General features: G+C 49.7%; 30 protein-coding genes and 1 tRNA gene. 21 read left to right on the forward strand and 10 right to left on the reverse strand.

Annotation, left to right across the window (positions count from 1 at the left end):
* Positions 1–27: 27 nt before the first annotated feature.
* Positions 28–687, reverse strand: a complete 660-nt coding sequence (gene yccA / locus WC7_RS17200; RefSeq protein WP_016152501.1) for an FtsH protease modulator YccA — start codon at positions 685–687, stop codon at positions 28–30.
* A gap of 270 nt (positions 688–957) precedes the next feature.
* On the opposite strand from yccA, the gene WC7_RS17195 reads away from it, so the two are divergent.
* Together WC7_RS17195 and WC7_RS17190 are read left to right on the forward strand one after the other, a co-directional pair.
* Positions 958–2586: an ABC transporter substrate-binding protein gene (locus tag WC7_RS17195; RefSeq protein WP_016152502.1), complete on the forward strand. Its 1629-nt coding sequence runs from the start codon at positions 958–960 to the stop codon at positions 2584–2586.
* Positions 2587–2728: 142 nt separating this feature from the next.
* Positions 2729–2816: transfer RNA gene (locus WC7_RS17190), tRNA-Ser, on the forward strand.
* Positions 2817–2923: 107 nt separating this feature from the next.
* Here the strand turns inward: WC7_RS17190 and WC7_RS17185 are convergent.
* The 9 genes from WC7_RS17185 to WC7_RS17155 all read right to left on the reverse strand — a co-directional run bounded on the left by WC7_RS17185 (position 2924) and on the right by WC7_RS17155 (position 9398).
* A complete protein-coding gene (locus tag WC7_RS17185) occupies positions 2924–3943 on the reverse strand; it encodes a tyrosine-type recombinase/integrase (RefSeq protein ID WP_016152503.1) in 1020 nt (339 codons plus the stop codon).
* Entirely contained in the window at positions 3944–4168 is a 225-nt protein-coding gene (locus WC7_RS17180) for a DUF4224 domain-containing protein (protein ID WP_016152504.1), read from the reverse strand.
* A gap of 212 nt (positions 4169–4380) precedes the next feature.
* Complete coding sequence (locus WC7_RS17175) at positions 4381–4563, reverse strand: hypothetical protein (RefSeq protein WP_016152506.1); 183 nt, start codon at positions 4561–4563, stop codon at positions 4381–4383.
* 2 nt (positions 4564–4565) lie between these two features.
* The gene (locus WC7_RS17170) at positions 4566–5120 is read right to left on the reverse strand and encodes a siphovirus Gp157 family protein (RefSeq protein WP_016152507.1); all 555 of its coding nucleotides are present in this window, start codon (positions 5118–5120) and stop codon (positions 4566–4568) included.
* On the reverse strand, positions 5120–7393 hold the full coding sequence (locus tag WC7_RS17165; protein WP_016152508.1) for an exonuclease family protein: 2274 nt from the start codon (positions 7391–7393) through the stop codon (positions 5120–5122). The genes WC7_RS17170 and WC7_RS17165 overlap by 1 nt, the downstream gene beginning before the upstream one ends.
* 30 nt (positions 7394–7423) lie before the next feature.
* Positions 7424–7669 (reverse strand): hypothetical protein, encoded by a 246-nt coding sequence (locus WC7_RS17160; RefSeq protein ID WP_016152509.1) that lies wholly within the window; start codon positions 7667–7669, stop codon positions 7424–7426.
* 84 nt (positions 7670–7753) lie between these two features.
* On the reverse strand, positions 7754–7999 hold the full coding sequence (locus WC7_RS0124405; RefSeq protein WP_016152510.1) for a hypothetical protein: 246 nt from the start codon (positions 7997–7999) through the stop codon (positions 7754–7756).
* Positions 8000–8662: 663 nt separating this feature from the next.
* Entirely contained in the window at positions 8663–8809 is a 147-nt protein-coding gene (locus tag WC7_RS26600; protein WP_016152511.1) for a hypothetical protein, read from the reverse strand.
* Positions 8810–8996: 187 nt separating this feature from the next.
* The gene (locus tag WC7_RS17155; protein ID WP_016152512.1) at positions 8997–9398 is read right to left on the reverse strand and encodes a helix-turn-helix domain-containing protein; all 402 of its coding nucleotides are present in this window, start codon (positions 9396–9398) and stop codon (positions 8997–8999) included.
* 78 nt (positions 9399–9476) lie between these two features.
* Here WC7_RS17155 and WC7_RS0124410 point away from each other — a divergent pair, with 78 nt between their 5' ends.
* From WC7_RS0124410 to WC7_RS17060, 19 genes are all read left to right on the forward strand, one after another.
* Positions 9477–9680 carry a Cro/CI family transcriptional regulator gene (locus WC7_RS0124410; protein ID WP_032946997.1) on the forward strand — a complete coding sequence of 68 codons (204 nt, stop codon included), beginning with the start codon at positions 9477–9479 and terminating at the stop codon, positions 9678–9680.
* A 64-nt stretch (positions 9681–9744) separates the two neighbouring features.
* On the forward strand, positions 9745–10191 hold the full coding sequence (locus WC7_RS17150; RefSeq protein WP_016152513.1) for a toxin YdaT family protein: 447 nt from the start codon (positions 9745–9747) through the stop codon (positions 10189–10191).
* A gap of 22 nt (positions 10192–10213) precedes the next feature.
* A complete protein-coding gene (locus WC7_RS17145; protein ID WP_001648809.1) occupies positions 10214–10438 on the forward strand; it encodes a hypothetical protein in 225 nt (74 codons plus the stop codon).
* 2 nt (positions 10439–10440) lie between these two features.
* Entirely contained in the window at positions 10441–11424 is a 984-nt protein-coding gene (locus WC7_RS17140) for a helix-turn-helix domain-containing protein (protein WP_016152514.1), read from the forward strand.
* Positions 11421–12809, forward strand: a complete 1389-nt coding sequence (locus tag WC7_RS17135) for a replicative DNA helicase (RefSeq protein ID WP_016152515.1) — start codon at positions 11421–11423, stop codon at positions 12807–12809. The genes WC7_RS17140 and WC7_RS17135 overlap by 4 nt, the downstream gene beginning before the upstream one ends.
* 38 nt (positions 12810–12847) lie before the next feature.
* Positions 12848–13528: a hypothetical protein gene (locus WC7_RS17130; RefSeq protein WP_016152516.1), complete on the forward strand. Its 681-nt coding sequence runs from the start codon at positions 12848–12850 to the stop codon at positions 13526–13528.
* Positions 13529–13531: 3 nt separating this feature from the next.
* On the forward strand, positions 13532–13780 hold the full coding sequence (locus WC7_RS17125; RefSeq protein WP_016152517.1) for a hypothetical protein: 249 nt from the start codon (positions 13532–13534) through the stop codon (positions 13778–13780).
* A 25-nt stretch (positions 13781–13805) separates the two neighbouring features.
* Positions 13806–14057, forward strand: a complete 252-nt coding sequence (locus WC7_RS17120) for a hypothetical protein (protein WP_032947062.1) — start codon at positions 13806–13808, stop codon at positions 14055–14057.
* Complete coding sequence (locus tag WC7_RS17115; RefSeq protein ID WP_016152519.1) at positions 14054–15187, forward strand: DNA-methyltransferase; 1134 nt, start codon at positions 14054–14056, stop codon at positions 15185–15187. Before WC7_RS17120 ends, WC7_RS17115 begins: the two co-directional genes overlap by 4 nt.
* Positions 15184–15456, forward strand: coding sequence for a hypothetical protein (locus tag WC7_RS17110; RefSeq protein WP_016152520.1), 273 nt, complete (start codon positions 15184–15186; stop codon positions 15454–15456). The genes WC7_RS17115 and WC7_RS17110 overlap by 4 nt, the downstream gene beginning before the upstream one ends.
* Positions 15453–17492, forward strand: a complete 2040-nt coding sequence (locus WC7_RS17105) for a DNA cytosine methyltransferase (RefSeq protein ID WP_016152521.1) — start codon at positions 15453–15455, stop codon at positions 17490–17492. The genes WC7_RS17110 and WC7_RS17105 overlap by 4 nt, the downstream gene beginning before the upstream one ends.
* Positions 17492–17830 (forward strand): hypothetical protein, encoded by a 339-nt coding sequence (locus WC7_RS17100; protein WP_016152522.1) that lies wholly within the window; start codon positions 17492–17494, stop codon positions 17828–17830. Before WC7_RS17105 ends, WC7_RS17100 begins: the two co-directional genes overlap by 1 nt.
* 448 nt (positions 17831–18278) lie before the next feature.
* On the forward strand, positions 18279–18875 hold the full coding sequence (locus WC7_RS17090) for a DUF1367 family protein (protein WP_016152524.1): 597 nt from the start codon (positions 18279–18281) through the stop codon (positions 18873–18875).
* Positions 18872–19165, forward strand: a complete 294-nt coding sequence (locus WC7_RS17085) for a DUF1364 domain-containing protein (RefSeq protein WP_016152525.1) — start codon at positions 18872–18874, stop codon at positions 19163–19165. Before WC7_RS17090 ends, WC7_RS17085 begins: the two co-directional genes overlap by 4 nt.
* Positions 19162–19740: a DUF1133 family protein gene (locus tag WC7_RS17080; RefSeq protein WP_016152526.1), complete on the forward strand. Its 579-nt coding sequence runs from the start codon at positions 19162–19164 to the stop codon at positions 19738–19740. The genes WC7_RS17085 and WC7_RS17080 overlap by 4 nt, the downstream gene beginning before the upstream one ends.
* Before the next feature lie 523 nt (positions 19741–20263).
* Complete coding sequence (locus tag WC7_RS17075; protein WP_016152527.1) at positions 20264–20578, forward strand: hypothetical protein; 315 nt, start codon at positions 20264–20266, stop codon at positions 20576–20578.
* 2 nt (positions 20579–20580) lie between these two features.
* The gene (locus WC7_RS17070; protein WP_016152528.1) at positions 20581–21120 is read left to right on the forward strand and encodes a lysozyme; all 540 of its coding nucleotides are present in this window, start codon (positions 20581–20583) and stop codon (positions 21118–21120) included.
* On the forward strand, positions 21117–21647 hold the full coding sequence (locus WC7_RS17065; RefSeq protein WP_016152529.1) for a DUF2514 family protein: 531 nt from the start codon (positions 21117–21119) through the stop codon (positions 21645–21647). Before WC7_RS17070 ends, WC7_RS17065 begins: the two co-directional genes overlap by 4 nt.
* Complete coding sequence (locus tag WC7_RS17060; protein WP_016152530.1) at positions 21637–22041, forward strand: hypothetical protein; 405 nt, start codon at positions 21637–21639, stop codon at positions 22039–22041. The genes WC7_RS17065 and WC7_RS17060 overlap by 11 nt, the downstream gene beginning before the upstream one ends.
* Positions 22042–22085 lie beyond the last annotated feature (44 nt).

Genomic DNA, 22085 nt, shown 5'->3' on the forward strand with positions numbered 1-22085 from the left:
TCTCTTTTTTCGTATCAGTGATGATGCTTAATCGCGGCTGGCGAAGCCCAGAATGCTCAGCAGGCTGACGAAGATGTTGTACAGCGAAACGTACAGGCTGACGGTGGCACGGATGTAGTTGGTTTCACCACCACGGATGATATTACTGGTTTCAAACAGGATTGCCCCTGAAGAAATCAGAATAAACACCGCGCTGATTGCCAGATGTAAAGCCGGCAACTGCAGGAAGATATTCGCAACCATACCAATCAGCACCACCACGATCCCTGCCATCAGCATACCGCCGAGGAAGGACATGTCTTTCCGCGTGGTCAGCACGTAGGCTGAGCAGCTGAAGAAGACCAGCGCCGTACCGCCCAGAGCCATGGCGATAACATCACCCATGCCCGCAGACAGGTATGTGTTTAGGATCGGTCCCAGAATGTAGCCCAGGAAGCCGGTGAAAGCGAAAGCTGACAGAATACCAACCGGTTTATCCGCCGTTTTATAGGTCAGGAACATCAGACCATACATACCCACCAGCGTCAGGATAAGCCCCGGAGAGGGCAACATCAGTACGGTACTGGCAGTCGCAGTGAGCGCCGAAAACGCCAGCGTCAGGCTGAGCAGGAAATAGGTATTGCGCAGCACCTTATGCGTGCTGAGTAGCGATGTACGATCGCGTGAAGAACTAATAATACGATCCATGAGTCACTCTCTTATGACAGATGTAATTAATGATGGAGGATAATGAAATCAAGGGGAATGACACAGCGGTTTTACCCATCTTTACGCATTTTAACCCGCCAGGCTTAAGCATATTATTTCAACAAAAGCTCCCGAATCAGATGTTAGCACTATATGTGTAAAAATGCCTGTTAGATATCTGCCAGGTAACTGAAAAATATTGCGTTATTCCTGTTTCTCTCTGACAGTGACAGCGGTGTCTACATAAAACAGAGCAATAAGGTAAAGGGAATGATTCAACATAAATCGAAGATATTGACGTTTACGCTGTTGGCTGTCTGTTTGATGTCTATCAACGGCGTGGCGATGGCGGCAAATGTTCCCGCAGGAACAATTCTTGCAGAAAAACAGGAACTGGTCAGAAACAATGGCAGTGAGCCAGCGTCGCTGGATCCGCATAAAGTCGAAAGCAACGTTGAATTTAATTTAATCAGCGATATGTTCGACGGACTGGTGGCGGTTAAGTCGGATGGGTCTATCGAACCCCGGCTGGCCGCGTCCTGGGAGAACAAAGACAACACCGTCTGGACCTTTCATTTACGTCCGGGCATAACCTGGTCAGATGGGTCTGCCATTACCGCACAGGATGTCGTCTGGAGCTGGCAGCGTCTGGTCTCACCGCAAACAGCTTCACCTTATTCCTCGTATCTGGGCAATATGCACGTAGCAAACGCCCTCGATATTGCCCAAGGGAAAAAAGATCCTGCCGATATCGGGGTCAAAGCCCTGGATGATAGCACGCTGGAAATTACCCTGACGCAGCCAACGGCGGCTTTTCTGGCGATGCTGGCGCACCCGTCACTGGTTCCGCTGGATAAAGTGCTGATCGGCCGCTTTGGTGATAAGTGGACCCGGCCAGAACATTTTGTCTGCAGCGGGGCGTACAAGTTATCGCAGTGGGTCGTCAATGAGCGCATCGTTGCCGTGCGGAACCCGCATTATTGGGACGATCGGCACACCGTCATTGATAAGGTCACTTATTTGCCCATCAGTTCAGAGTCCGCAGACGTTAACCGCTATAAGGCCGGCGAAATCGACATTGTGTATAGCGTCCCGGTCAATCAGTTCGCGCAGTTGAAAAAGACGATGGGCGATGAACTCCATGTCTCACCTCAGCTTTCAACCTATTACTATCAGTTCAATACGACCCGAGCGCCGTTTAATGACCCGCGCGTGCGCCGGGCGCTGAATATGGCGTTAGATAAAGACATCATCGCACAAAAGGTGATGGGGCAGGGACAACGCGCGGCGTGGGTTATCAGCCAGCCGGAAATAGGGGGAGTGCAACTGCATGCGCCGGAATATGCGGCGTGGCCGCTCGAAAAACGCATTGCCGAAGCTAAGAAACTGCTGGCTGAAGCCGGTTTTGGCCCTGAGCATCCGCTTAGCCTAAATCTGCTCTATAACACCTTCGAAACGCACCAGCGTATTGCCATTGCCGCATCGTCAATGTGGAAGAAAAACCTCGGCGTAGAGGCGAAGCTGCAAAATCAGGAATGGAAAACCATGCTGGATACTATGCACACCGGTAATTTTGACGTCGTGCGCTACGCATGGATCGCCGATTATGATGATGCCTCAAGTTTCCTCAATATTTTCCGTACCGGCGATAGCGAGAATACCACCAGGTACAGCAATCCCGCTTTTGATGACGCGATGCGCAAGGCGGCGAAAGCAACTTCGCTGGAGGAGCGAGGCAAATACTACCAGCAGGCTGAAGACCTTTTAGGAGAGGATGTGCCAGCGATTCCGGTTTACCACTATGTCCGCACGCATCTTGTGAAGCCGTGGGTGGGAGGATTTGCGCCAGATAACCGGGGAAATTACTACACCAAAGATATGTTCATCAAAAAACATTAAGCGCTGTAGCCAGTATTTGTGCTGAATAAACGGTCAGTCTGTTGTTATTTCAGTCGATTAACAATATTTTGGCTGTTTTTCAGGCAAACGAACGCATTGGTGCTTTACAGGTTCGTTCGGGATGTTTATAGTGCGCCTCATTGGAAGCGTGGCCGAGCGGTTGAAGGCACCGGTCTTGAAAACCGGCGACCCGAAAGGGTTCTAGAGTTCGAATCTCTACGCTTCCGCCAAATTTAACAAGGGGTTAGCTAAATGCTAACTCCTTTGTTTTTTGAGCAGAAGAATAAAGAAAGAATATTCGAAAAGAATATCCCCTCCCTCCCAATTGCATAAAAAATCACTTCTTACCTATTACCGGGCGATCAAGCGTCGGGCTAATTTGTACCTTCCTGTCATAAATAAGCACTTGGCTCTCCGTCTTGTGTCCACTGAATATCTGCTTATCCCTGCTGCTCCCTTCAAAATCTGAAATAGCCTTTGCCTTAATATCGTGGAATGTGTAATCCAGCTGTCGATCAAGTTCACTCTGTGCGGCCCGCACGGCCTTTAGCCAGCGATTATTGAATGTCTTGCGGATGAACTGCCCGCGATCGCTGTTATAGAGAACCAATGCGTCAGGTGAAAGCTTCGGGCATGCTGCCTGTGCCGTTTCCAGTGCTTCCCGCAGGCGAGGTGTCCAGACCTTTATCTGTTTTTTCCCGGTTTTGCCCTGTTGGATAAAAATCCCTTTATCAGATATTTGCATCCAACGTAGCTCGAGTACGTCAGCTTGTCGCGCGGCGCATAAGTAAGATATTTCCATTGCAGATCTGACGACGTGATCAGCATGTTTATAGATTGCCAGATAGTCTTCGTCAGTGATGTATTGCTCACGAGCCTTCAGAGAGAATTTGCTGACGCCAGCACAGGGGTTTCCCTTAACGTATCCGCGCTCATATCCCCAGCGGTAAACGCGAGACATGCTGCTCATTTCTTGGTTGGCCTGGTTCTTACTTTGCAGACCTCGACGATCCATAAACTGGCGCACGTCCTCTGGTTTGATCACGTTAGCTTTAACCTTGCCGAATACAGCAAGTAGTTTTTTCTGATGTTGCAGATAGTCACGCTGGGTTCGTATTGCCAGCTCTGTGTAGTAGGCGCTTTTGAGAAACATTCCCCAGAGCTTTTCGAACGTCATTACATCTGAGTAATTCCGTCGTTCTTCCTCATACCGTTTCCATAACGCTGACATAGTGAGAGTGATTGGGCCCAGTGTCACGGTCTCCCGTGACGTGGGTTTGTAGTAGTAACGCGTTTTTGTTTTGGATACGCGCGGCGGCAGCTTGTTATCTCCAGGATCCTTTCTTCTGCGCCCCATTTAAATAGCTCCGAAATCGGGTTTTTCTTCTGTGCTGGTCTGTACGGTGATCTGTCCGTTCAATACAGCGTTAATGTGCGTCCAGGTAACCATCGGGCGACCTTCCCGGTCGGGTATGTACGAGACGCCGCCACGGTCGAGAATTTCCCTTTGTTTGGATGCCTTCTGATAACCGGTAAACTCAATCAGTTCTGCGTCTGTTAGTAGATCGTTTTCTCTGGCCATGTTGGTCTTTCCTCATCATCCGGTACACGGCGTCATCAGCATCACTGCATGCGCGTTCGATGTCGGACTGGGTCAGGGTCTTCTTTCGTACGCTTGCCGATAACCGGCCAATCTTTATGTCGAAATCTGTGAGCAGAGTAGCTCCGGGTTGCCATCGCAGCATTGCAGCCTCCTGGGTTGGGTGAGGCCACAATGCTAGCGATAGTATGGTTTTATTTCTGATTACGCTTAATCAGGTTTTCGGGTAGGAATGCGCCTTTCTCACGAGTCACTTTAACGCTTTTCGGCAGGTGCATTCCCAACTCGCAACGGCTACGCGCTTCAATAATGCCGTTACTGCCATCTGAAAATACTACGTGAACCGCATCACCACGTTTTAGGGATAGTTTCAGCATAGTTATCGTACCTGTAGTGAGCGTTCGCCGATCTCAAGGTGGGCACCCGGTACCGGATTTAACAATTCTGCTGGTACTTCACCACCATCAGCCGTGATTTGCGCCGCGGCAGCTTCCGCAGCCTCGATCGCTTCTTTGATGGCTTTTTTGTCCGGAGCGACAATCGTCTGAACAGTAACCAACTCATCCGGTAATAGATTTTCGTTGTCGATAACAACGCTGACGCTACCTTTTCGGGCAGTAAAGCTATTCTTAGGGGTCTTGAGCTTGTCCAGATTGGCAGCAAGCAGGCAAGACAGAATATATTTACGCAGCGTTTTATCTTTATTTTCGAAAGATTTTTTACGCTCAGCCAGGCGCTTCATTTCTTCATCGCATGTTTTTGCATTTCCCAGATTATTACGCGCGATGACCATGATGGCATCCAGCTTATCCGCCAGTTCTCCTTCAATTCCTTCCAGTGTATCGGTGATCATCTCCGGAGTTAGTTCATCAGAGCTTTCCAGCAATTGCAGAAGGTTGGTGTAGTCAGCAGCTAACGCGATTGCAGTAGTCATTATGCATTCTCCTGGGATTTGTTCAGTTCAGCGATACGTTCATCTTTGATGGTTGTCAGGCGACGCAGGCGCCCACTTAAATAGCGCGCATGTTGCGTGTCACCCTTCGCCTCTGCGTCCTTGCGATGCACCTCTGCTTCACGGGCAATCGAAGAATAAACCTTGTTGATCTCGTTCTCTGACACAGCTGATGCAAGGGTGTTTGCGACTTTGGTCAGTTTATCGTCCAGTTCCTGACGTACGCGGGCTGCATCCTCTGCGTTTTCGCTGGCGTTTTTGAGCGCAAATTCAGCTTTATTTTTCTGGCGATATTCCGGGTTGTCGTACAGGCCCATGAAAATATCCGCGCAGAAACCAAGAGCAGATAACGCTTTTTTGGTTGCATCAGTCAGTGACTTTTTCGTCGCTTCACCGTCACAGAATGGGCCGTATTTGGTGCTGTAAAGGTAAGGTGTGCAGCCGTAAGCGATCTCTACACCACGTTTGCCATTGCGGACGTACCAAAGCTTGATTTTGATAACATGGTTTTTCTCAGTCAGTATGCCGCCGATACCATCAGGGATAAGCTCCCATGTATTGTTACCGTCAGCCCCCTTTACCGTGCGAGTGATTGGTGCACCATCATCAAAGCGTTCTTCCAGAATATCCACGCCCCAGCCGATACCTTTCGGACCAAATTCGCGGGTGGCGATCATGGTCATGTAGGTACCATTGATGGAGGTACCGCCGCCATTCACAGAGAATGCGGAGGTAAAGCGCTCATCTGTTTTGAATACTTCTTTCCACAACTCCAGGTTGTCGCTTTCGCCAGCCTGCATTTCATTAATGCTCTTAACCAGTTCTGATGCCTGAGGAAGCTGTTCTTCACGCTTAATGCGATCGACGAGCTGATCCACATCCTGAACAATATTTTTCACTTTATCGCTCAGATTTTCATTCTGTTGGTCAGTTGTGTTCTGGCTGGTCGCATATACTCCGTAACCCATATTATTTAGCGTTTCACGAGCCTGCTCCGCTTGGTCTTCTGTAACTTTTTCCTGTTCTGCCACTTCCGTTTTTTCACCTTCATTTGAGGCTGTTTCAGGCATAGTTCCATCGCGCGAAAGCGTTCCGTCATCGTGGGTGGAATCCTGGGGTTGGGTATCGGTTTTAACCCATTTAGGATCATTAGGGTCGCTGATACCTTCCACATATTCGCCGCGTTCTGACGCAAGCTGCTTGCCGATTCTTTCTGCATCCGTTTCGGCACATTCGAGTTGACCGTGTTCAGCCAGCCATGAATCAATATGGCGTCGCAGTGACTCAGGGAAATGGTATGTATCTTTAGATGGGACATTCTGAATAACCCCAAAGATACTCGGACGGTCATATTTGAGGATCTTCCCGGTAGTACGTAATGCGGCTGACCAACGTTTGAAATCTTCCCGGTCATCGGAAATCATTTTTTCTGCATCACGGAGATTTCCTGATAACACTGGTGCATCTGGAGCGATGGGAAGGAGGGCAACGGCAATTTCCTGATCCAGTGTCGCGTAAGTGTGTTTATAACCACGTTGTGGCGCCACAGCGACATTGTCATTTTTAACGCAGGTACTAAGTGATGATGTTTTGTTTGGCACCATCTCATCACGCTTACCTGGGTTTTCCAGCCAGCGTTTAATAAATTGTGAAATCGCAGCTTTACCCGGTGTCTGATCTTCAAAGTTTGCGTAAATGGCCTGAATGAGATTATTAAGGCCTTCAACATGCATATGCTGCACGGGTTCGTTATTGTGCAGAGCGTGGAGAATATTGAGATTAACCCGATCATCTTCATCAAAGGATTCATCGTTATTTTCCAGATTATCGAGATAATCCAGCACCTGAGAGTAAAGAACTCCATCGATGGGAGAATCGCTGAACATAAGGACGGCCGCGAAGCGTTCCTGGGATGGTAGCTTTGCCAGATCGATAATCTCGTTACTGGCTGGCAGGTTTGAAACGTTGGTCTCCGGTTCGTTGATGATCCATTTTTCCCCGTCGAATGTGTGTGCCAGGGCAAATTGTTCATCGAACTTACCAACAGCCGGCAGCGGCAGACCTTCAGCATGTTCCCATAACTTGGGTTTGAAATAGTTGTCACCGTTGGCAGGGTAGGCTTCCCAGAGTTTTCCAGTCATGATGCTCTCTGCCACTTTTTTGTTTGGCGCATCAATTGCGATCGCCAGTTGTACGGCCCCGCAATCTTTAACCGCTGATTTTTTTGGCTCGAATAAGCCGTTGTAGATGGTCATTGGTCTTTCCTCTTTGGTTACTGGTGCTGGTCAGACACCTGATTTTGCAATCCTGATAGCTACTGTGATTCCTGCGTTCTTCTGTTTAAAAACAGGGAATTTACCTTTAACTGCATTGGCATATACCGTTTCAGTTGTTGGATAGAATTCAACGCGACGAACACCGCCGACGATGGTTAAATGCATTACACCGTCTCCGAAATCGCCGTTGTTCTCATGCTCGAAAACAGACAAGCCCGCGTCAATTACCTTTTCAATAATCATTTCAGTTTTCATTGTTACCTCAGAACGGAATATCGCTTTCCTGAACAGGGGTGTGATCAATGCACAGCAGTTGCTGAATTTTGTCGTCGACACGGTCTATCTGACGTTGTGCTTCCGCCGCAATAGTCTCTTTCTGCCGCGCAGCTGGTCGACCTGCAGAGCAATGATGTCGAATGGTTCAGGCTGGTTTATATCGAGGGTAATTTCACGGGTTTCCAACAAAACGTATGTGTCCGGAAAGTTGCGTGACATGTCACAGGTGGCAACGATGTATTTATCCGAAGAAAACGTTTGGGTGTGGTAGTGAATGTACAGCTTTACTGGTATGGCAAGCGCTTCCATAGCGGCTCCTTAGTGATGTATACTCAGAGCCGATCAGTGTTGGCTCTGTCCTGCATTGGTCTTTCCTCGCTACAGGGTTGGTCCCCTGTGGCACCTTCCTGGCGGATTGGTCTCCGCTGGGGTAAATCAGCCCACTCAGGTGGGCTTTTTTACGTCTAAAGTTTGCCGGTCTTTCCCGGCGGTCAGGGCTGGTCATGCCCTTTGGTCTTTCCTCGGTAATCATTGCAGTGTGAAAAAAGGAGCCCATCGTAGGGACTGGGCAAAGACTACACACAGCAATGGCGATATATGAATGTGGCGCCAGATGCTTATCTTCTGGTTGCCGTCTAAGCGGCTGCAATTCACCACAATCAAAAAGAGCGAGCCGCGCCCAATTACACGCCGGGATTGGGATTCCCTAAATACAGACGTTGGCCACTATGGTTTTTAACGCCCGCGCTCTTTGATTGTGGTGCTCCGTTAACGGGGAGCAGGCGGCTCTTTAAGCCTCACGGGGCGTTCTATGCGCGGGATACTGAGCGAAACCGCGTTCACTGCCGTGACAGGGGGCTTGTGTGGCGTTACGCACCCATTGCTCTTACCTTCCACCACTGCAACGAATCGAATTTAGTTGCGGTCTTTCCCGCATGTCATCGTACTGTCGGCGACCCGAGGCAATTCTCGTTAAATAAGTCCGCTTGCCTGGTCTTCGCGGATACATGCTGAAGCCATCCAGAAGACCCATTCTGATTCCCAAAGGTACTGATACGCGGTTTCCCACGAGACCCCATGAGCTCTGATCAGCATATCGGTCATGTCTTTCTTGGTCATATTGGTCTTTCCTCAATTCGGCGTCTGTCTTTCCAGACCGTCAGAACGTTTTTCTGAACAACTGCCGCGTGGTTAGTGCGTCGTTGATGGATTGGAGCTTAACCAAAGGTAAGTTAATGGTCAACGGTTTTTGCTTAAAAAAAGTTAAGTTAAGGCGCTATGTTCTGTAACCTGATGAAAATTTTATTTATTTTTTTTGTGATTTTTTTCTGGCAGCTAATAGCTCTTCGAAAAGAGCGTTGAAGTCATCAACCTTTTGCTCTAATTCAGCCAAATGCCGGTCTTTTTCTGACTCAGGAAGGGAATCGAAAAGCTCAAGTAGTTTGAGTTGGCGATCGTCTAACTCTGTGGGAATTTCCGATGGGGGTAATGGAGTTTGGTCATCATCTCCATAAAGTAGCCACGTAGGAGAGCACTTCAGGACTTTACTTAATGCGAATAGATTCTTGCCACGGGGCTGCGTTTCACCGCTTTCCCATTTAAATATAGTGACGTGTGAAACCTTCACAGCATCCGCGAGTTTCTGCTGTGACATATCTAATTGTGTTCTTCTGCTGCGGATACGGTCGTTCAGTTCGATGTTCTTCATAGGGTTAATGTAAATTAATTTGACTTACCTTATGTTAAGTTGTAGTTTCCAAACAAACGTTAATACCTGGAGGTGTGTGTGCTTACAAAAGATGCAATAAATTATTTTGGTAGTAAGGCCAAATTGGCAAAAGCACTGGGTGTATCTCAGCCCGCAGTTTCTCGTTGGGGATTGCATATCCCAGAAAAGAGGGCCGCTCGTCTGGCTCTTATGACTGCTGGTGAGCTTGTATACGATCCATGCGAATACCAGGACATTTCAAAGACTGATGACGCAGCTTAACAAAGGGCGTATTTGAAATCTGATTACGCTTAATCAGGTTTTCAGCGACAGGAGACGCGACGAAGTGGAAAACCTCGACGAACTGAAAAGAGAAATCTTCAATTGGGCTGCTGAGCGTGGGCAGGAACATGTTGCTATTGAGATCACTCGCATGTGGTTTCGAATGGGTGGCAATACCAGCTGCGTAAAACTTCACCCGATGGAGGATTCGAAAGGTAATGCTGACTGGCGGGCAATCAACAACAACCGGCAGCAGATTTTTCGCTGGCTACGTGGTGAGACGAAAGCGGCAAGAATCAAAACTAAAGCGCTGGCCATGGCGATGGAAGCTGCATTGCCTGCGGAACGGTATGCACAGCTGGGAATGACCACTCAGCAGTTAATTTGCATTGCGATTCGTGATTTTGCCGCAGCGATTATTGCTCTGTTGCTTGATGCAAGGGATCGACCCCAGCGGATAGCACAGGCATTACAAGCCATACAGGAAACACAGCGCCTGACCAGCGTTTAACTTGTATCGAGGAAAGACCAATATGCAGACATCAACAGACCGCATCACCTGGCGGAACGGCTGGCGTTTAAATGGCGAACCATCCTGTGCGCATGATGTACGGGGAATATTTGAAGAACGCCTGTCCGCAAAAAAATGGGAAATCTATGAAAAACGTAAAGCTGAGATGATCGAGACGTGCGTTTTTCTCACACCAAAAGATTACGAAATAGCCTGTCGTGAACTGGCTGAGCTGCTGGGGATCTGACTATGAGCATGACCCTAATGGCCCGGGCGATGGCAATAAAAACCGGAAACCCAATCCGTAAACTTGTGCTGATTAAACTTGCTGATAACGCCAATGATAATGGCGAATGCTGGCCATCTTATCAGCACATAGCTGATCATTGCGAATGCAGCAGGAGTGCTGTTCGTACGCACATTGACGCGCTTATTGGCATGGGTGTTTTATCAAAAGAAAACCGCATTGGCATTAACAACGGTAAGGGAAATACATCGAATGTGTATTACCTGAATCTTGATAACCCTGTGCCACCAAAAAGCACAGCCCCTGTGCCGTCAAAAATCACAGGTATGCCGTTAGAAAACACACCCCCTATGCCATGTAGTGGCACCAGAACCAGTCACTCTTTTGAACCAGTCAATGAACCTAATGATCCCCCTAACCCCCAGAATGGGGAGGGTGACGAATGGATCCTTGCTGACGCTAAAAAAGCCCTGGAATTCTACAACGAACAAACCGGTACCCGTTGCCGTGATGTTAAGCCGTTCGTTCTCATGCTTACGCCGACACAAACACGGGAAGCATACACACTGGCTGAGCTGCAATTAGTTATTCGTTGGGTTCTGGCAACATGGCGCCGCCGTGGTTCTGGTTTACCTAAACCAGCCAATATCTGCCGCGTTAATCGCTTTGATGGTTATCTCGCAGATGCAGAAGCATGGGCCACTATGGAGGCTGATGTCGATCCGGATGCTGTCATGAACGGCTACAACGAGATATTTGCTGACACACTGCCTGCTGCTGAACTGGATGCAGATCGCCGCCGGATGATTATTCGCCTGGCGGCCCACATGAAAAATAAAACTACGGGAGCATTCTTGGGTTACTTCGAAAAATTCCGTGCTGATGCTCCTGATTTTTATTTCGGTTCTAACGGTGGATGGCGCGCCAGCTTTGACTATTTGATGAAACCAGAAACTTTACGTAATACCCGGGAAGGCTCGCTATGACTCCGCAGGAACTGGAAGCGTGTGTGCTGGCAGGATTGCTGAATGGCGGTGCTTCACCTGACGCATTTGACGTGATCGCATCCACGCCAGAGGAATCATTCAGCATTGGTTTTTATCGCCGTGCATTCAGCGAGATAAAAAAACAGGCACTGACTAACGGCATGATCGACATGCTTTTCATCAGTGAGGCGCTGGGCGGTTCAAGCCTGGCTGATTTGTCGGAAATTTCCCGCATACCTGCAACGATTCCGAATCTCAAAGGGTATGCCGGGAAGATGGTTAAGGCATGGCGTAGCCGTGCGCTGGCAAAACTTTTGCAGGATGGCGCCGACGGCATCCGCAATGCAGCCAACCAGGAACAACGTGATCAGGTTGTGGAAAAGGCTGTGGCGCAGCTGCTGGATATGACCGCTGAAAGCGGCGACGTCCAACCGGTACACATTAACGAGCTGTTGCCTGCTTACATGGACACCGTACAGAAACGCATGGAAGGCGATGAATCCACGCGTAACCTTCTGACCGGGATTGCGGATCTCGATAACGCTACAGGAGGTATTAACCCGCAGGATCTGATAGTTGTTGCTGGTCGACCTGGCATGGGGAAAACCGAATTTGCTCTGACTGTTGTGGAAGGTGTCACGGCAAAAGGTGGCGGCGCGCTAATTTTTAGCATGGAAATGGCTGCTGCTCAGATAGTTGAACGCTCCCTGGCTGGGGCCGGAAACCTGTCTGTTTCCCGTCTGCGTAACCCTCAGGATATGTACGATGAGGACTGGGCGCGATTAACGGCTGCGATAGGTGAGCTTACGGATCGCGATATCTGGATTGTGGACGCAACCGACCTTACGGTTGAACAGATTCGCGCAATTGCCGAAACACACAAACGGCGTTATCCGCATCTGGCGATGATTATGGTCGACTATCTTGGCCTGATTAAAAAACCAAAAGCAGAGCGTAACGATCTCGCAGTAGCACATATTTCCCGAAATCTTAAAACGATGGCTATGCGCCTGCACACGCCAACCTTCGCGCTGAGTCAGCTCTCCCGCGCCGTAGATGCGCGCCCGGCGGCACAGCGCCGCCCGGTAATGTCAGACCTGCGTGATTCAGGCTCTATTGAGCAGGATGCTGACAGCATTCTGTTTCTGTACAGGGATGAAGTTTATAACCCCGAAAGCCCGGCTGCAGGTGTAGCTGAGGTCATCCTCGGTAAATGCCGTTTTGCAGCTGCTGGTACCGTAGTTTACCAGGAGTTTAAAAACGGTCACTTTCTGCCGATCGACCAGCACATTGGCAAAGAAAAAACACGGATTCAACTGGAGGCCGCAAAACCCAGAAAAACGCACCGTAAGTATGCAGAGAAGTACAACACCGACGCATTTTAAAACGCCTGACCAGCGTGAAATACAATGAGGAAAGACCAATGACCGATTTAATTTATCCTAAAGTAGCGACAGTTGACGATGCCTGTGACTGGACGAACGTAATCATCTGGCGGATGAACGCAGGTGCCAGGGCTCGCAGCCGTTCGGTTTATGTACCTTGCCCGCGTCCGGTTCCTGTTCCGGGATTAACTGCTCGCGCGGCCCCAAAAAATAAAAAATCAAAACCTGTTGAAACCAACCCACGGTGTTTCAGTAAGACGCATACCGGAACCGTTATTTATTCAGGTGGAGAGAAGACAGTAAAACTTCGCGAAACGGCAACTGTGTGGACTTCCGGAAGCAAAGAGAATTACGACAAAAAAACGGGCTATAGGGTAGGTATTACCAGCCGCTGTCGTCTGCTTCTGGATACCATAAAACCCATTGAGAATCCCACTGAATCCCAATTACCCCAAAAATCCAGCGAACTGCCGGCTGAATACCTGGTGGCGATTATGAAGGGTAAAACGCTCTCATATCAGGGGATCATGTCTGCGATTAAAAAATATTACCCGGACATCAAAATAAGTCTGGATCAAATACAGAAACGCGTCTTTGCGCTTTGCATGTCGAACTTTGTTGGCATTGAGCGGCATGACGACATGCCCGTTACACACTTCACGCTGAAAAGCGTTGATCCCCGTTTCTACGTTCACTCAGAGAAGAACATGAGGGCTTAAGGCATGACCGGGCAATCGGATTACCTCCCGCCCGGTCTCCCGCTCAATCGTGCGAAATGGCCGCAAGAATACCAACTCAAGGAGCATTACGACATGCGCGCCGCCGCGCTCGTTCGTCAGCTCTATGAACGGAAAGTTACACGCCAGACGGTTATTCAGCACATTGACGCGACGCCGGAGAGTTATCGGGAGTTTTTCAGACAACGTTTGAATTATTGGCGGCAGCAGCACGAAGGGGGATCTGGTGGATAAACAACTGGAAGATGCGGGGGATCTCATGACTGAGTTCACCAAAAAATATACAAATAAAGCCATTGTAATTATTGCTGATTACATCCAGCGAGCCAGCAAAAATGAGCAATTGCAGGAAGCAAAAACACGCCTCGATAAAAAAATAATCCTATTCGTTGATGATGAAAACTGTGACCAGTCAAGGCTAATGAGCGCGTTTGTACCAGCAATGACTAGCCATACCCGGGAAAGATTTTTTGAAGAAATTGCAGTGACGCTTGAGGGGGCGAGACCATGACGTACCAGTTGCATGTGGGGCGTTGTGAGGTGGTGCTTAAGTCAATACCTGACAATTCAGTCGATTCGATTGTTACTGATCCACCTTATGGGCTCTCATTCCAAAATCATAAATGGGATTACGACGTTCCATCCGTAGAGCAGTGGCAGGAATGTTTGCGGGTATTGAAGCCCGGCGGTCATCTTCTGGCATTTGGTGGGTCTCGAACCTATCACCGTCTGGTTGTAAATGCCGAGGATGCTGGTTTCGAAATTCGTGACCAAATTCTTTGGATTTACGGTAGTGGTTTCCCGAAGTCACATAATCTAGATGGCCAATGGGACGGCTGGGGGACTGCACTTAAACCAGCACATGAACCAATCTTAATGGCTCGCAAGCCATTTAAAACAACGGTTGCAGAAAACATGGTAGCGCATGGTACCGGCGCACTTAATATCAACGCCTGCCGCATTCCAACCGGAGAGCAATTATCTGGTGGTTCTGGTTGTTTGCTTTCTCATCAACGCGACGGAACAGATCCAGCCGCAGACTATGAACAATCTGTGGGAGGCCGTTGGCCAGCGAACATTATCCATGATGGTAGTGATGATGTGATCTCCTGTTTCCCTACTAATGCCGGTGCTGCTGCGCCGGTAACAGGTAATGAACCCTCAGCGGCCTCTACTGGGCAAGTTCTTGGAATGCGCCAGCGTGTCGCTACCGTTCACCATGGTGATAAAGGCAATGCGGCTAGATTCTTTTACTGCGCCAAAGTAAAACCGAGTGAACGTGATGAGGGGCTCGAGCGTTTTATAGCGATGTCTGCCAGCGATATGACAGGAGGACGTAAAGAGGGAAGCGTAGGTATTAATGACCCGCGCGCTGGCGCTGGTCGTACGAAGGGGGCGAAAAATAATCACCCGACAGTTAAACCAATAGCGCTGATGAAATATCTCTGCAGGCTCATCACTCAGCCTGGCGGCACTGTGCTGGATCCGTGGATGGGTAGCGGAAGCACCGGACGCGCTGCGATTGAAGAGGGGTTCAATTTTGTAGGCATCGACCTTGATCCCGACTATGTAACCATTGCATCTGCGAGGTTGGCTTTCTCGTTAAAAAAATATGCAAATGAAAAAGCGGAGGCACTATGAACGCTGAGCTACAGGGCGCTTTATTGGGTTATGCATATCGTCGGATTGTTGAGTTGGAAAACTTACTTCTTCCTAATATTTCTGAAACGGTTTGGCCAGCGGAAGTGAAAATGGTTTTTTCTCAGGTTAAAAACGCCGGGGATCTCCCGGCACATCACCAGCGCCGCCTGAAGCATCACATCAACCGCATGTGGCTGGAACAAATGCCGGTACCGGCCATCATTGCAGCGGCCCGGTCACTGGCCATCGCCATGGAGAAATACGCGTGAGAGAAATCATCGTTGATAATTTTGCTGGTGGTGGCGGTGCGTCAACCGGTATTGAACTGGCTATCGGACGCAGCGTGGATATCGCAATTAACCACGACGAGAACGCCGTGGCGATGCACACTACGAATCACCCTGATACGCTGCACTATTGCGAGTCTGTGTATGAGGTTCGACCAAAGGTGGCTACCGCCGGGCATCGTGTCGGGCTGGTGTGGCTTTCCCCTGACTGCCGACACTTCTCAAAGGCAAAGGGCGCTAAGCCGGTAGAGAAGTCTATACGAGGTCTGGCATGGGTAACTTTACGCTGGGCGCTGGATGTTGAACCGCGGGTGATGATGCTGGAGAACGTCGAAGAGTTTAAAACGTGGGGACCATTATTACGTGAAATGCCATTCATCAGTCACGCGGATCGCTTTCTTGATGAATTCATCGGACCACCGGAGCCAGTTGAACAGCGTCCCGACCCAACTCGAATTGGTGAAACTTTTAACGCCTTTGTCGCAATGCTGACAACCGGCATTCCTGCAGATCATCCTGCGCTGGTGGAGTGCTGTGAGTTTCTGAATATATCGCTTGATAGTGATGACGCAGCTCGACTGGTTAAAGGTCTGGGCTATGTCGCTGAGTATCGAGAGCTTCGCGCCTGCGACTACGGCGCACCGACAATCAGAAAACGTTTCTTCATGGTTATGCGCCGTGATGGGAAGCCGATTGTGTGGCCGGAACCAACGCATGGGGATCCGAAATCACCTGCGGTTCAGGCTGGCAGGCTGGCGCCATGGCGTACAGCTGCGGAGTGTATCGACTGGTCAATTCCGGCCCTATCGATATTTGAGCGCAAAAAGCCGCTGGCAGAAAATACCCTGAAGCGGATCGCGCGCGGCATACAGCGCTTTGTTATCGACAGTGCGTCGCCGTTTATCGTGAAGTGCAATCACACCAGCACTAAAACGAGTTATGACTGTTTCCGAGGTCAAGCGCTGGGCGAACCTTTGCAGACCATTACCAAAACCCACGGCTACGCGTTAGCCGTTCCACATCTGACAAAGTTCCGTACTGGCGCAACCGGCCAGCCCATTACCGAACCGGTACCGACAGTTACCGCTGGCACGTCAAAACGCCCGGGCGGGAATGGGCATGCACTCGGGATTGTTGAGGCTGCACTGACACCATTCCTGGCGGGTAATGGTGGTAGTGAATACCAGGCTAAACCGCGCCCACTGGATAAACCTGCTCACACCATTCTGAAGCAATCCCGCGCCTGCCTGGTTGCGCCAGTGATAGCCCGCCAGTTTGGGGCCAGTGTCGGACACCGGGCAGACGAACCGAGCGCAACCATCACAGCTGGTGGTGACGGCAAATCGCAGCTGGTGACGCCGACGCTGATTCAGATGGGCTATGGGGAACGTCCCGGACAAGAACCGCGTGTGCTGCGACTGGACAACCCGCTGGGCACCGTTACAGCCGGGGGCAATAAGTTTGCAACGGTGAGCGCGTTTTTGGCGAAGCATTACGGCGGGAACTATACCGGGCCGGGCGTCAGCCTGGACGAACCGGCTCACTCGGTCACTACCGTCGATCACCATGCTGTTGTCGCCTCGCATCTGGTGAAGCTACGCGGAACATGCCGCGACGGGCAGCGCACAAACGAACCTATGCCGACGGTCACCGCTGGTGGCCAGCACGTTGGCGAGGTGAAAACCACGCTGGCAGCTGATGGGTATGATGAGCACCGCGCGCAGCAAACGCTGGCGTTCCTGCGGGAATATTGCGGCGAGGATTGCGACGGATTGGTGACAGTTGACGGCATAACTTACCGCATCGTTGATATTGGCATGCGTATGCTGCAACCTCACGAGCTATACCGCGCGCAGGGCTTCCCGGAGTGGTACATAATCGACCAGGACTATCGGGGCAAGAAGTATGCGAAAGACAAGCAGGTTGCGCGATGCGGTAACGCCGTGCCACCGCCGTTTGCAGAGGCGCTGGTGAAGGCTAATTTGCCTGAATTATGCGTAAGCAGGGAGGCCGCGTAATGGCAAAATCAGCAGCAGAGCGCAAAGCAGCACAGCGTGCCCGCCAGTCTGCTGCTGGTGGGCGGAAACTTGAACTGGTGCTGGATGCGCAGGAACTGGAAATGCTAGCTCGAAACTGCGCAGAGCGTCGACCAGGCCGTGCACCGTATGAAATGGGGGAATATATAGCGCTTCTCATTCGCCAGGATGATGCGCGTGTAAAGGGGCGGATAAAATCAATCCGCGCAAATAAATGCAACAAGTGCGGTGACTCATTACCGGTTAAAGCATGCCCATGCGCAGGTGATTCTCAGTGCTGGGTTACACACGGATGGCATGCGGTAAAACTGACAATGTGACATGTCACGCCACCCTAAAACCTTAGAGATGAACCGCCAGATAATGGCGGTTTTTCGTTATTAAACAGGTGGGTACAAAATAACCACGCTTGATATTTTAACGTTTTGTGCCTTTAAAAGTTTGCACTTACTGCCACTTGGGAGTATATATACTGTATGTTTATACAGTGTTCTTGTGAGGGAGGGAACGTGTTCAAAAAGACGGAGGTAGGGGAACATCTCCCCGATAACGGTCGCGTTCTCATAACCTGCAAGAATGGTAAGGTGACAGCACTCAGGAACATCTACGATGATGAGCACGTAGCATCGCTTAAGTCTTTGTTAGAGCTGGCAGAACAAGCAGGTTGTGTCGTTGTTCAAAGAGGCAAAACTAAGATATAATTATGGTACCGGACTGAACACCCGGCATCTGTATTTCTGAGCAATTGCTGCGCTAAAGGGGAAACCAATGGCGCAGTATTCATTTGTAAAATCAGCAGGCGGAGTATTAATTCCGGCGACGCCTGACGCACGGGAATTTATCGAGAAAAAATTCCGTCTTGGTGCTGTTTTATATGCTGACTTTAAACAGGCACGTAATGCGGCATTTCACCGTAAATTTTTTGCACTTCTGAATCTTGGTTTCGATTACTGGCAACCGTCGGGCGGTGCAATATCCCCGGCAGATAAAAAACTGGTTCGTGGGTATGTGCAGGTGGTGGCCCATTATGCTGGCCATGAAGAAACACTCCAGGAACTGGCCGATCAGTATCTGCGTGAAGAGGCAGAAAAACGCGCCGGTAATATCAGCGCTGTAAAATCCTTTGAAGCCTTTCGCGCCTGGGTAACTATTGAGGCGGGTTTTTATACTCAATACGAAATGCCAGACGGTACTACCCGCAACGAACCCAAATCCATATCGTTCGCCAAAATGGACGATCTCGAGTTTTCCCAACTCTATAAATCCGTACTTGATGTGCTATGGAATTATATTTTGTTCCGTACATTTCCCACCCAGCAGGCTGCAGAAAACGCCGCCTCACAATTATTCAGTTACGCCGCATGAAGAAAATCGATCTCACCAAACAGGCGCGCGGTCGCATGTGTACTGTGCGCATTCCAGGTATCTGCAATTTTGATCCAGAAACCAGCGTTCTTGCCCATTATCGCATGAGTGACACCTGCGGGATGGGAATCAAACCACATGACATGCAAGGCGCAATTGCTTGCAACTGTTGTCATGACGTAATCGATGGCCGTGTAAAAACCGATATTGATCAGGACATTCTTAGGCTATATCACGCCGAGGGTGTTTTCCGTACCCAACAAATCTGGAGAGAGGAGGCGTTTATATGATTAACCCATCAACGACAGGCAAGGGGGGTGAAATGCTGCGATTAAACACCCTCGAGTCAGTCTGGATTCAGGGTAAACTTCGTATGTGGGGCCGATGGTCATATATTGGGTCCGGCTCAGGTGGCCACATGTTTAATAACCTTCTCGCGTCAAAAAAAGTCAGTAAAACTGCCATTCAGCAGGTGTTGAAGCACCTCAAATCATCAGGTCTGGATCATGGTGAACTGATGTCATATTTTCTGGACATGCTTTCCGGAAAAGAAAAAAGCAACCTGGCATTCTGTACCGATGAAGAAGGCCTGTTAATGGATGCTGTGATCGGTGAAATATTGGTTCGGACAGGTCATCAGCGCCTTTTTAAATTGGTAGTTGATCGGTACAAGGAGCGTATGAGTAAGAAGGCTATGGCAAGAGAACTGAATACTCGTCACCCGGAATGGTGCCTACGTACCTGTGAAAGTCGAATTGATGTCTGGTTGCAGATGGCAGAAGCCATGTTGTACTTACCAATGTGTGATGTATTCGATAAAAAAGCTGATCGATTCCGGTTGCAAAGTTGCGCGGGGATTGCTTGAATTCAGCTATGCTCGCGAAGCTACACCCGCAGCGATAGATAAAAATTAATAACCCGCCATCAAGCGGGTTTTGTTGTTTCTGGAGGATGGGAAAATGAAATAGCTAAAAGGAAAGACCGCAGTCGAAAGGCAATGCAGCAGTCATGATGCTGCCCCGAGTCGCGTAATGGCGAGCCTGTGTAGTGATGGGTAAGGGTTCATAGATCAAAATTAGCTCCGGTAAAGCAGCGTGAATGCCAGATGCGCACCGGTTATCAGCGGCGATGACGCGACAGCATCTCAAGGGCATGAGCGTGGCCACTCAGGGAAGTGGCAAAGAATTCATAGCCTCGGTATTTACCGGGGCTTCATCATATTCAGGGCTCACTGACGGACGGCTCATAACCCAATCCGACAGGCGCTTGCGCAGAGCCCGCCTCTATATCAGGCTCCGGGTTCCATCTTCGACATTGCCCCGTAGCATATACAGCCCGATAGCCTGATCCCTTACAACACACAGCGCCCCGATTACGGAGGTGCGGATATGCAACGTATGAACCCAACCGATGGACATAACATGCCGTACTGGTGGTCAGGGCTGCTTGGTTTTTTTTCTGTTCTGAGTTTGCAAGATTATGTATTTATCCTAGGCGCTCTGATTTCGGCTTATTTCACCATTAAGACCTACTACGCGAAGCGTAAAGAAGAACGTGAACGGCTTGATGAAGAAAAAAAAAGAACGCAGTTATTGGCTAAGTACCTTGCTGATGTGGCCGTTAAGCCAGGTCGTGATCGCCCAGCGGCGGCTGAGATCGTGACAGAGGCAATGAAACGCATCTCTGGCGAGGTAGCAAAATAACTATGGCCTCGACAAAAACAAAATTAAGCGCTGCCGTTTTGGGGCTGGTACTTGCCGGCGCTCCTGCGTCAGTGATTCTCGACCAGTTTCTCGATGAAAAAGAGGGTAACAGTCTGACTGCGTATCGTGATGGTGGCGGAGTGTGGACTATTTGCCGTGGCGCCACGATGGTTGATGGTAAACCCGTTATCCAGGGTATGAAGCTGACGCAGGCAAAATGCGATCAGGTAAACGCAATCGAGCGCGATAAGGCGCTGGATTGGGTAGAACGAAATATCAAGGTACCGCTGACGGAACCACAGAAAGCAGGTATTGCTTCTTTCTGCCCTTACAACATTGGCCCCGGAAAATGTTTCCCGTCTACGTTCTATAAGCGAATTAATGCTGGCGACCGTAAAGGCGCATGTGAAGCTATTCGCTGGTGGATTAAAGATGGTGGCCGCGACTGTCGACTGACCAAAGGCCAGAAAAATGGGTGCTATGGCCAGGTAGAGCGAGGAGACCAGGAAAGCGCGTTGACGTGCTGGGGGATAGACCAGTGAAGGCTTACTGGAAGCCACCTGCAGAAATACTGCTGGTGGCTTTTTTATTATGCGCGGCAGCTTACTGGTGTTATTCACGCGGGTATCAGGAGGCGGACTCATCCTGGAAATTGCAGTGGGCGCAACGTGATCTTACTGATGCGACCATCACATTGCAGCGTGAAGTTACCGAAAGAGCAGAAGAGCAGCGCCGCCAGCGCGCCGTTGATGAGGAACGAGAGAAAGCCGATGAAGAACTGGCAAAAGTACAGGCTGATGCTGACGCTGCTAAGCGTGCTCGCGGTGGGTTGCAACAGCAGCTCGCCGAAATACAACGGCAACTCGCAACAAGTGAAACCGGCAGAGTTTCCGCCCTTGCAGCAGCAAGCCAGGCAAAAGCCGAGGCCGGAATATTGCTCGCCCAGTTGCTCAGCGAAGCTGACGATCTGGCGGGAAAATTCGCAAAAGAGGCTGATGAGCGTTATGTCGCCGGCAGTACTTGCGAGCGAACCTACGACAAAGTAACGGGGAACGGTAATGGAAATTAAGTTGATCAAATACTGGAAGATTGAGCTATTCGAACAATCCAAAGATAAATCGGCAATTGAAGAACTGATGAATAAACCCAAAAAACCATTCTTCACCGGCTACTCTAAAGAGCCAATTAAACCTCAGAAACTTCAGGGTAGCGATTTTATTTCCCTGGCTCCATCTCCTGACTCCATAGAGACAAAATCGGTTAGGACGTATCGGATTGATGAAATTAACTGTATTCCGATCTACGAACAGCCAGTTGATGCGTTTGCTGATGCTTCCGAACCGCTAATTAAGTGGCTTAATGAAAACGCCAACCCACATAGCCAGGTCGTAGTGACAAATACGGGCGCTGAGCTACTCGTCGGTGATCGAGTTTATAACACTGAAAAATTCCTGAAAGACTGACATTACAGCAGGCATTCCATGAGTGTCTGCGATAATGACAAACA

The sequence above is a fragment of the Citrobacter sp. KTE151 genome (genome assembly GCF_000398845.1).
GTDB lineage: Bacteria > Pseudomonadota > Gammaproteobacteria > Enterobacterales > Enterobacteriaceae > Citrobacter > Citrobacter braakii.

Excerpts from the sequence above, each read along its gene's own strand:
- yccA (WP_016152501.1), bottom strand. The coding sequence starts at position 687 with ATGGATCGTATTATTAGTTCTTCACGCGATCGTACATCGCTACTCAGC.
- WC7_RS17195 (WP_016152502.1), top strand. The coding sequence starts at position 958 with ATGATTCAACATAAATCGAAGATATTGACGTTTACGCTGTTGGCTGTC.
- WC7_RS17185 (WP_016152503.1), bottom strand. The coding sequence starts at position 3,943 with ATGGGGCGCAGAAGAAAGGATCCTGGAGATAACAAGCTGCCGCCGCGC.
- WC7_RS17180 (WP_016152504.1), bottom strand. The coding sequence starts at position 4,168 with ATGGCCAGAGAAAACGATCTACTAACAGACGCAGAACTGATTGAGTTT.
- WC7_RS17175 (WP_016152506.1), bottom strand. The coding sequence starts at position 4,563 with ATGCTGAAACTATCCCTAAAACGTGGTGATGCGGTTCACGTAGTATTT.
- WC7_RS17170 (WP_016152507.1), bottom strand. The coding sequence starts at position 5,120 with ATGACTACTGCAATCGCGTTAGCTGCTGACTACACCAACCTTCTGCAA.
- WC7_RS17165 (WP_016152508.1), bottom strand. The coding sequence starts at position 7,393 with ATGACCATCTACAACGGCTTATTCGAGCCAAAAAAATCAGCGGTTAAA.
- WC7_RS17160 (WP_016152509.1), bottom strand. The coding sequence starts at position 7,669 with ATGAAAACTGAAATGATTATTGAAAAGGTAATTGACGCGGGCTTGTCT.
- WC7_RS0124405 (WP_016152510.1), bottom strand. The coding sequence starts at position 7,999 with ATGGAAGCGCTTGCCATACCAGTAAAGCTGTACATTCACTACCACACC.
- WC7_RS26600 (WP_016152511.1), bottom strand. The coding sequence starts at position 8,809 with ATGACCAAGAAAGACATGACCGATATGCTGATCAGAGCTCATGGGGTC.
- WC7_RS17155 (WP_016152512.1), bottom strand. The coding sequence starts at position 9,398 with ATGAAGAACATCGAACTGAACGACCGTATCCGCAGCAGAAGAACACAA.
- WC7_RS17145 (WP_001648809.1), top strand. The coding sequence starts at position 10,214 with ATGCAGACATCAACAGACCGCATCACCTGGCGGAACGGCTGGCGTTTA.
- WC7_RS17140 (WP_016152514.1), top strand. The coding sequence starts at position 10,441 with ATGAGCATGACCCTAATGGCCCGGGCGATGGCAATAAAAACCGGAAAC.
- WC7_RS17135 (WP_016152515.1), top strand. The coding sequence starts at position 11,421 with ATGACTCCGCAGGAACTGGAAGCGTGTGTGCTGGCAGGATTGCTGAAT.
- WC7_RS17130 (WP_016152516.1), top strand. The coding sequence starts at position 12,848 with ATGACCGATTTAATTTATCCTAAAGTAGCGACAGTTGACGATGCCTGT.
- WC7_RS17125 (WP_016152517.1), top strand. The coding sequence starts at position 13,532 with ATGACCGGGCAATCGGATTACCTCCCGCCCGGTCTCCCGCTCAATCGT.
- WC7_RS17120 (WP_032947062.1), top strand. The coding sequence starts at position 13,806 with ATGACTGAGTTCACCAAAAAATATACAAATAAAGCCATTGTAATTATT.
- WC7_RS17115 (WP_016152519.1), top strand. The coding sequence starts at position 14,054 with ATGACGTACCAGTTGCATGTGGGGCGTTGTGAGGTGGTGCTTAAGTCA.
- WC7_RS17110 (WP_016152520.1), top strand. The coding sequence starts at position 15,184 with ATGAACGCTGAGCTACAGGGCGCTTTATTGGGTTATGCATATCGTCGG.
- WC7_RS17100 (WP_016152522.1), top strand. The coding sequence starts at position 17,492 with ATGGCAAAATCAGCAGCAGAGCGCAAAGCAGCACAGCGTGCCCGCCAG.
- WC7_RS17090 (WP_016152524.1), top strand. The coding sequence starts at position 18,279 with ATGGCGCAGTATTCATTTGTAAAATCAGCAGGCGGAGTATTAATTCCG.
- WC7_RS17085 (WP_016152525.1), top strand. The coding sequence starts at position 18,872 with ATGAAGAAAATCGATCTCACCAAACAGGCGCGCGGTCGCATGTGTACT.
- WC7_RS17080 (WP_016152526.1), top strand. The coding sequence starts at position 19,162 with ATGATTAACCCATCAACGACAGGCAAGGGGGGTGAAATGCTGCGATTA.
- WC7_RS17075 (WP_016152527.1), top strand. The coding sequence starts at position 20,264 with ATGCAACGTATGAACCCAACCGATGGACATAACATGCCGTACTGGTGG.
- WC7_RS17070 (WP_016152528.1), top strand. The coding sequence starts at position 20,581 with ATGGCCTCGACAAAAACAAAATTAAGCGCTGCCGTTTTGGGGCTGGTA.
- WC7_RS17060 (WP_016152530.1), top strand. The coding sequence starts at position 21,637 with ATGGAAATTAAGTTGATCAAATACTGGAAGATTGAGCTATTCGAACAA.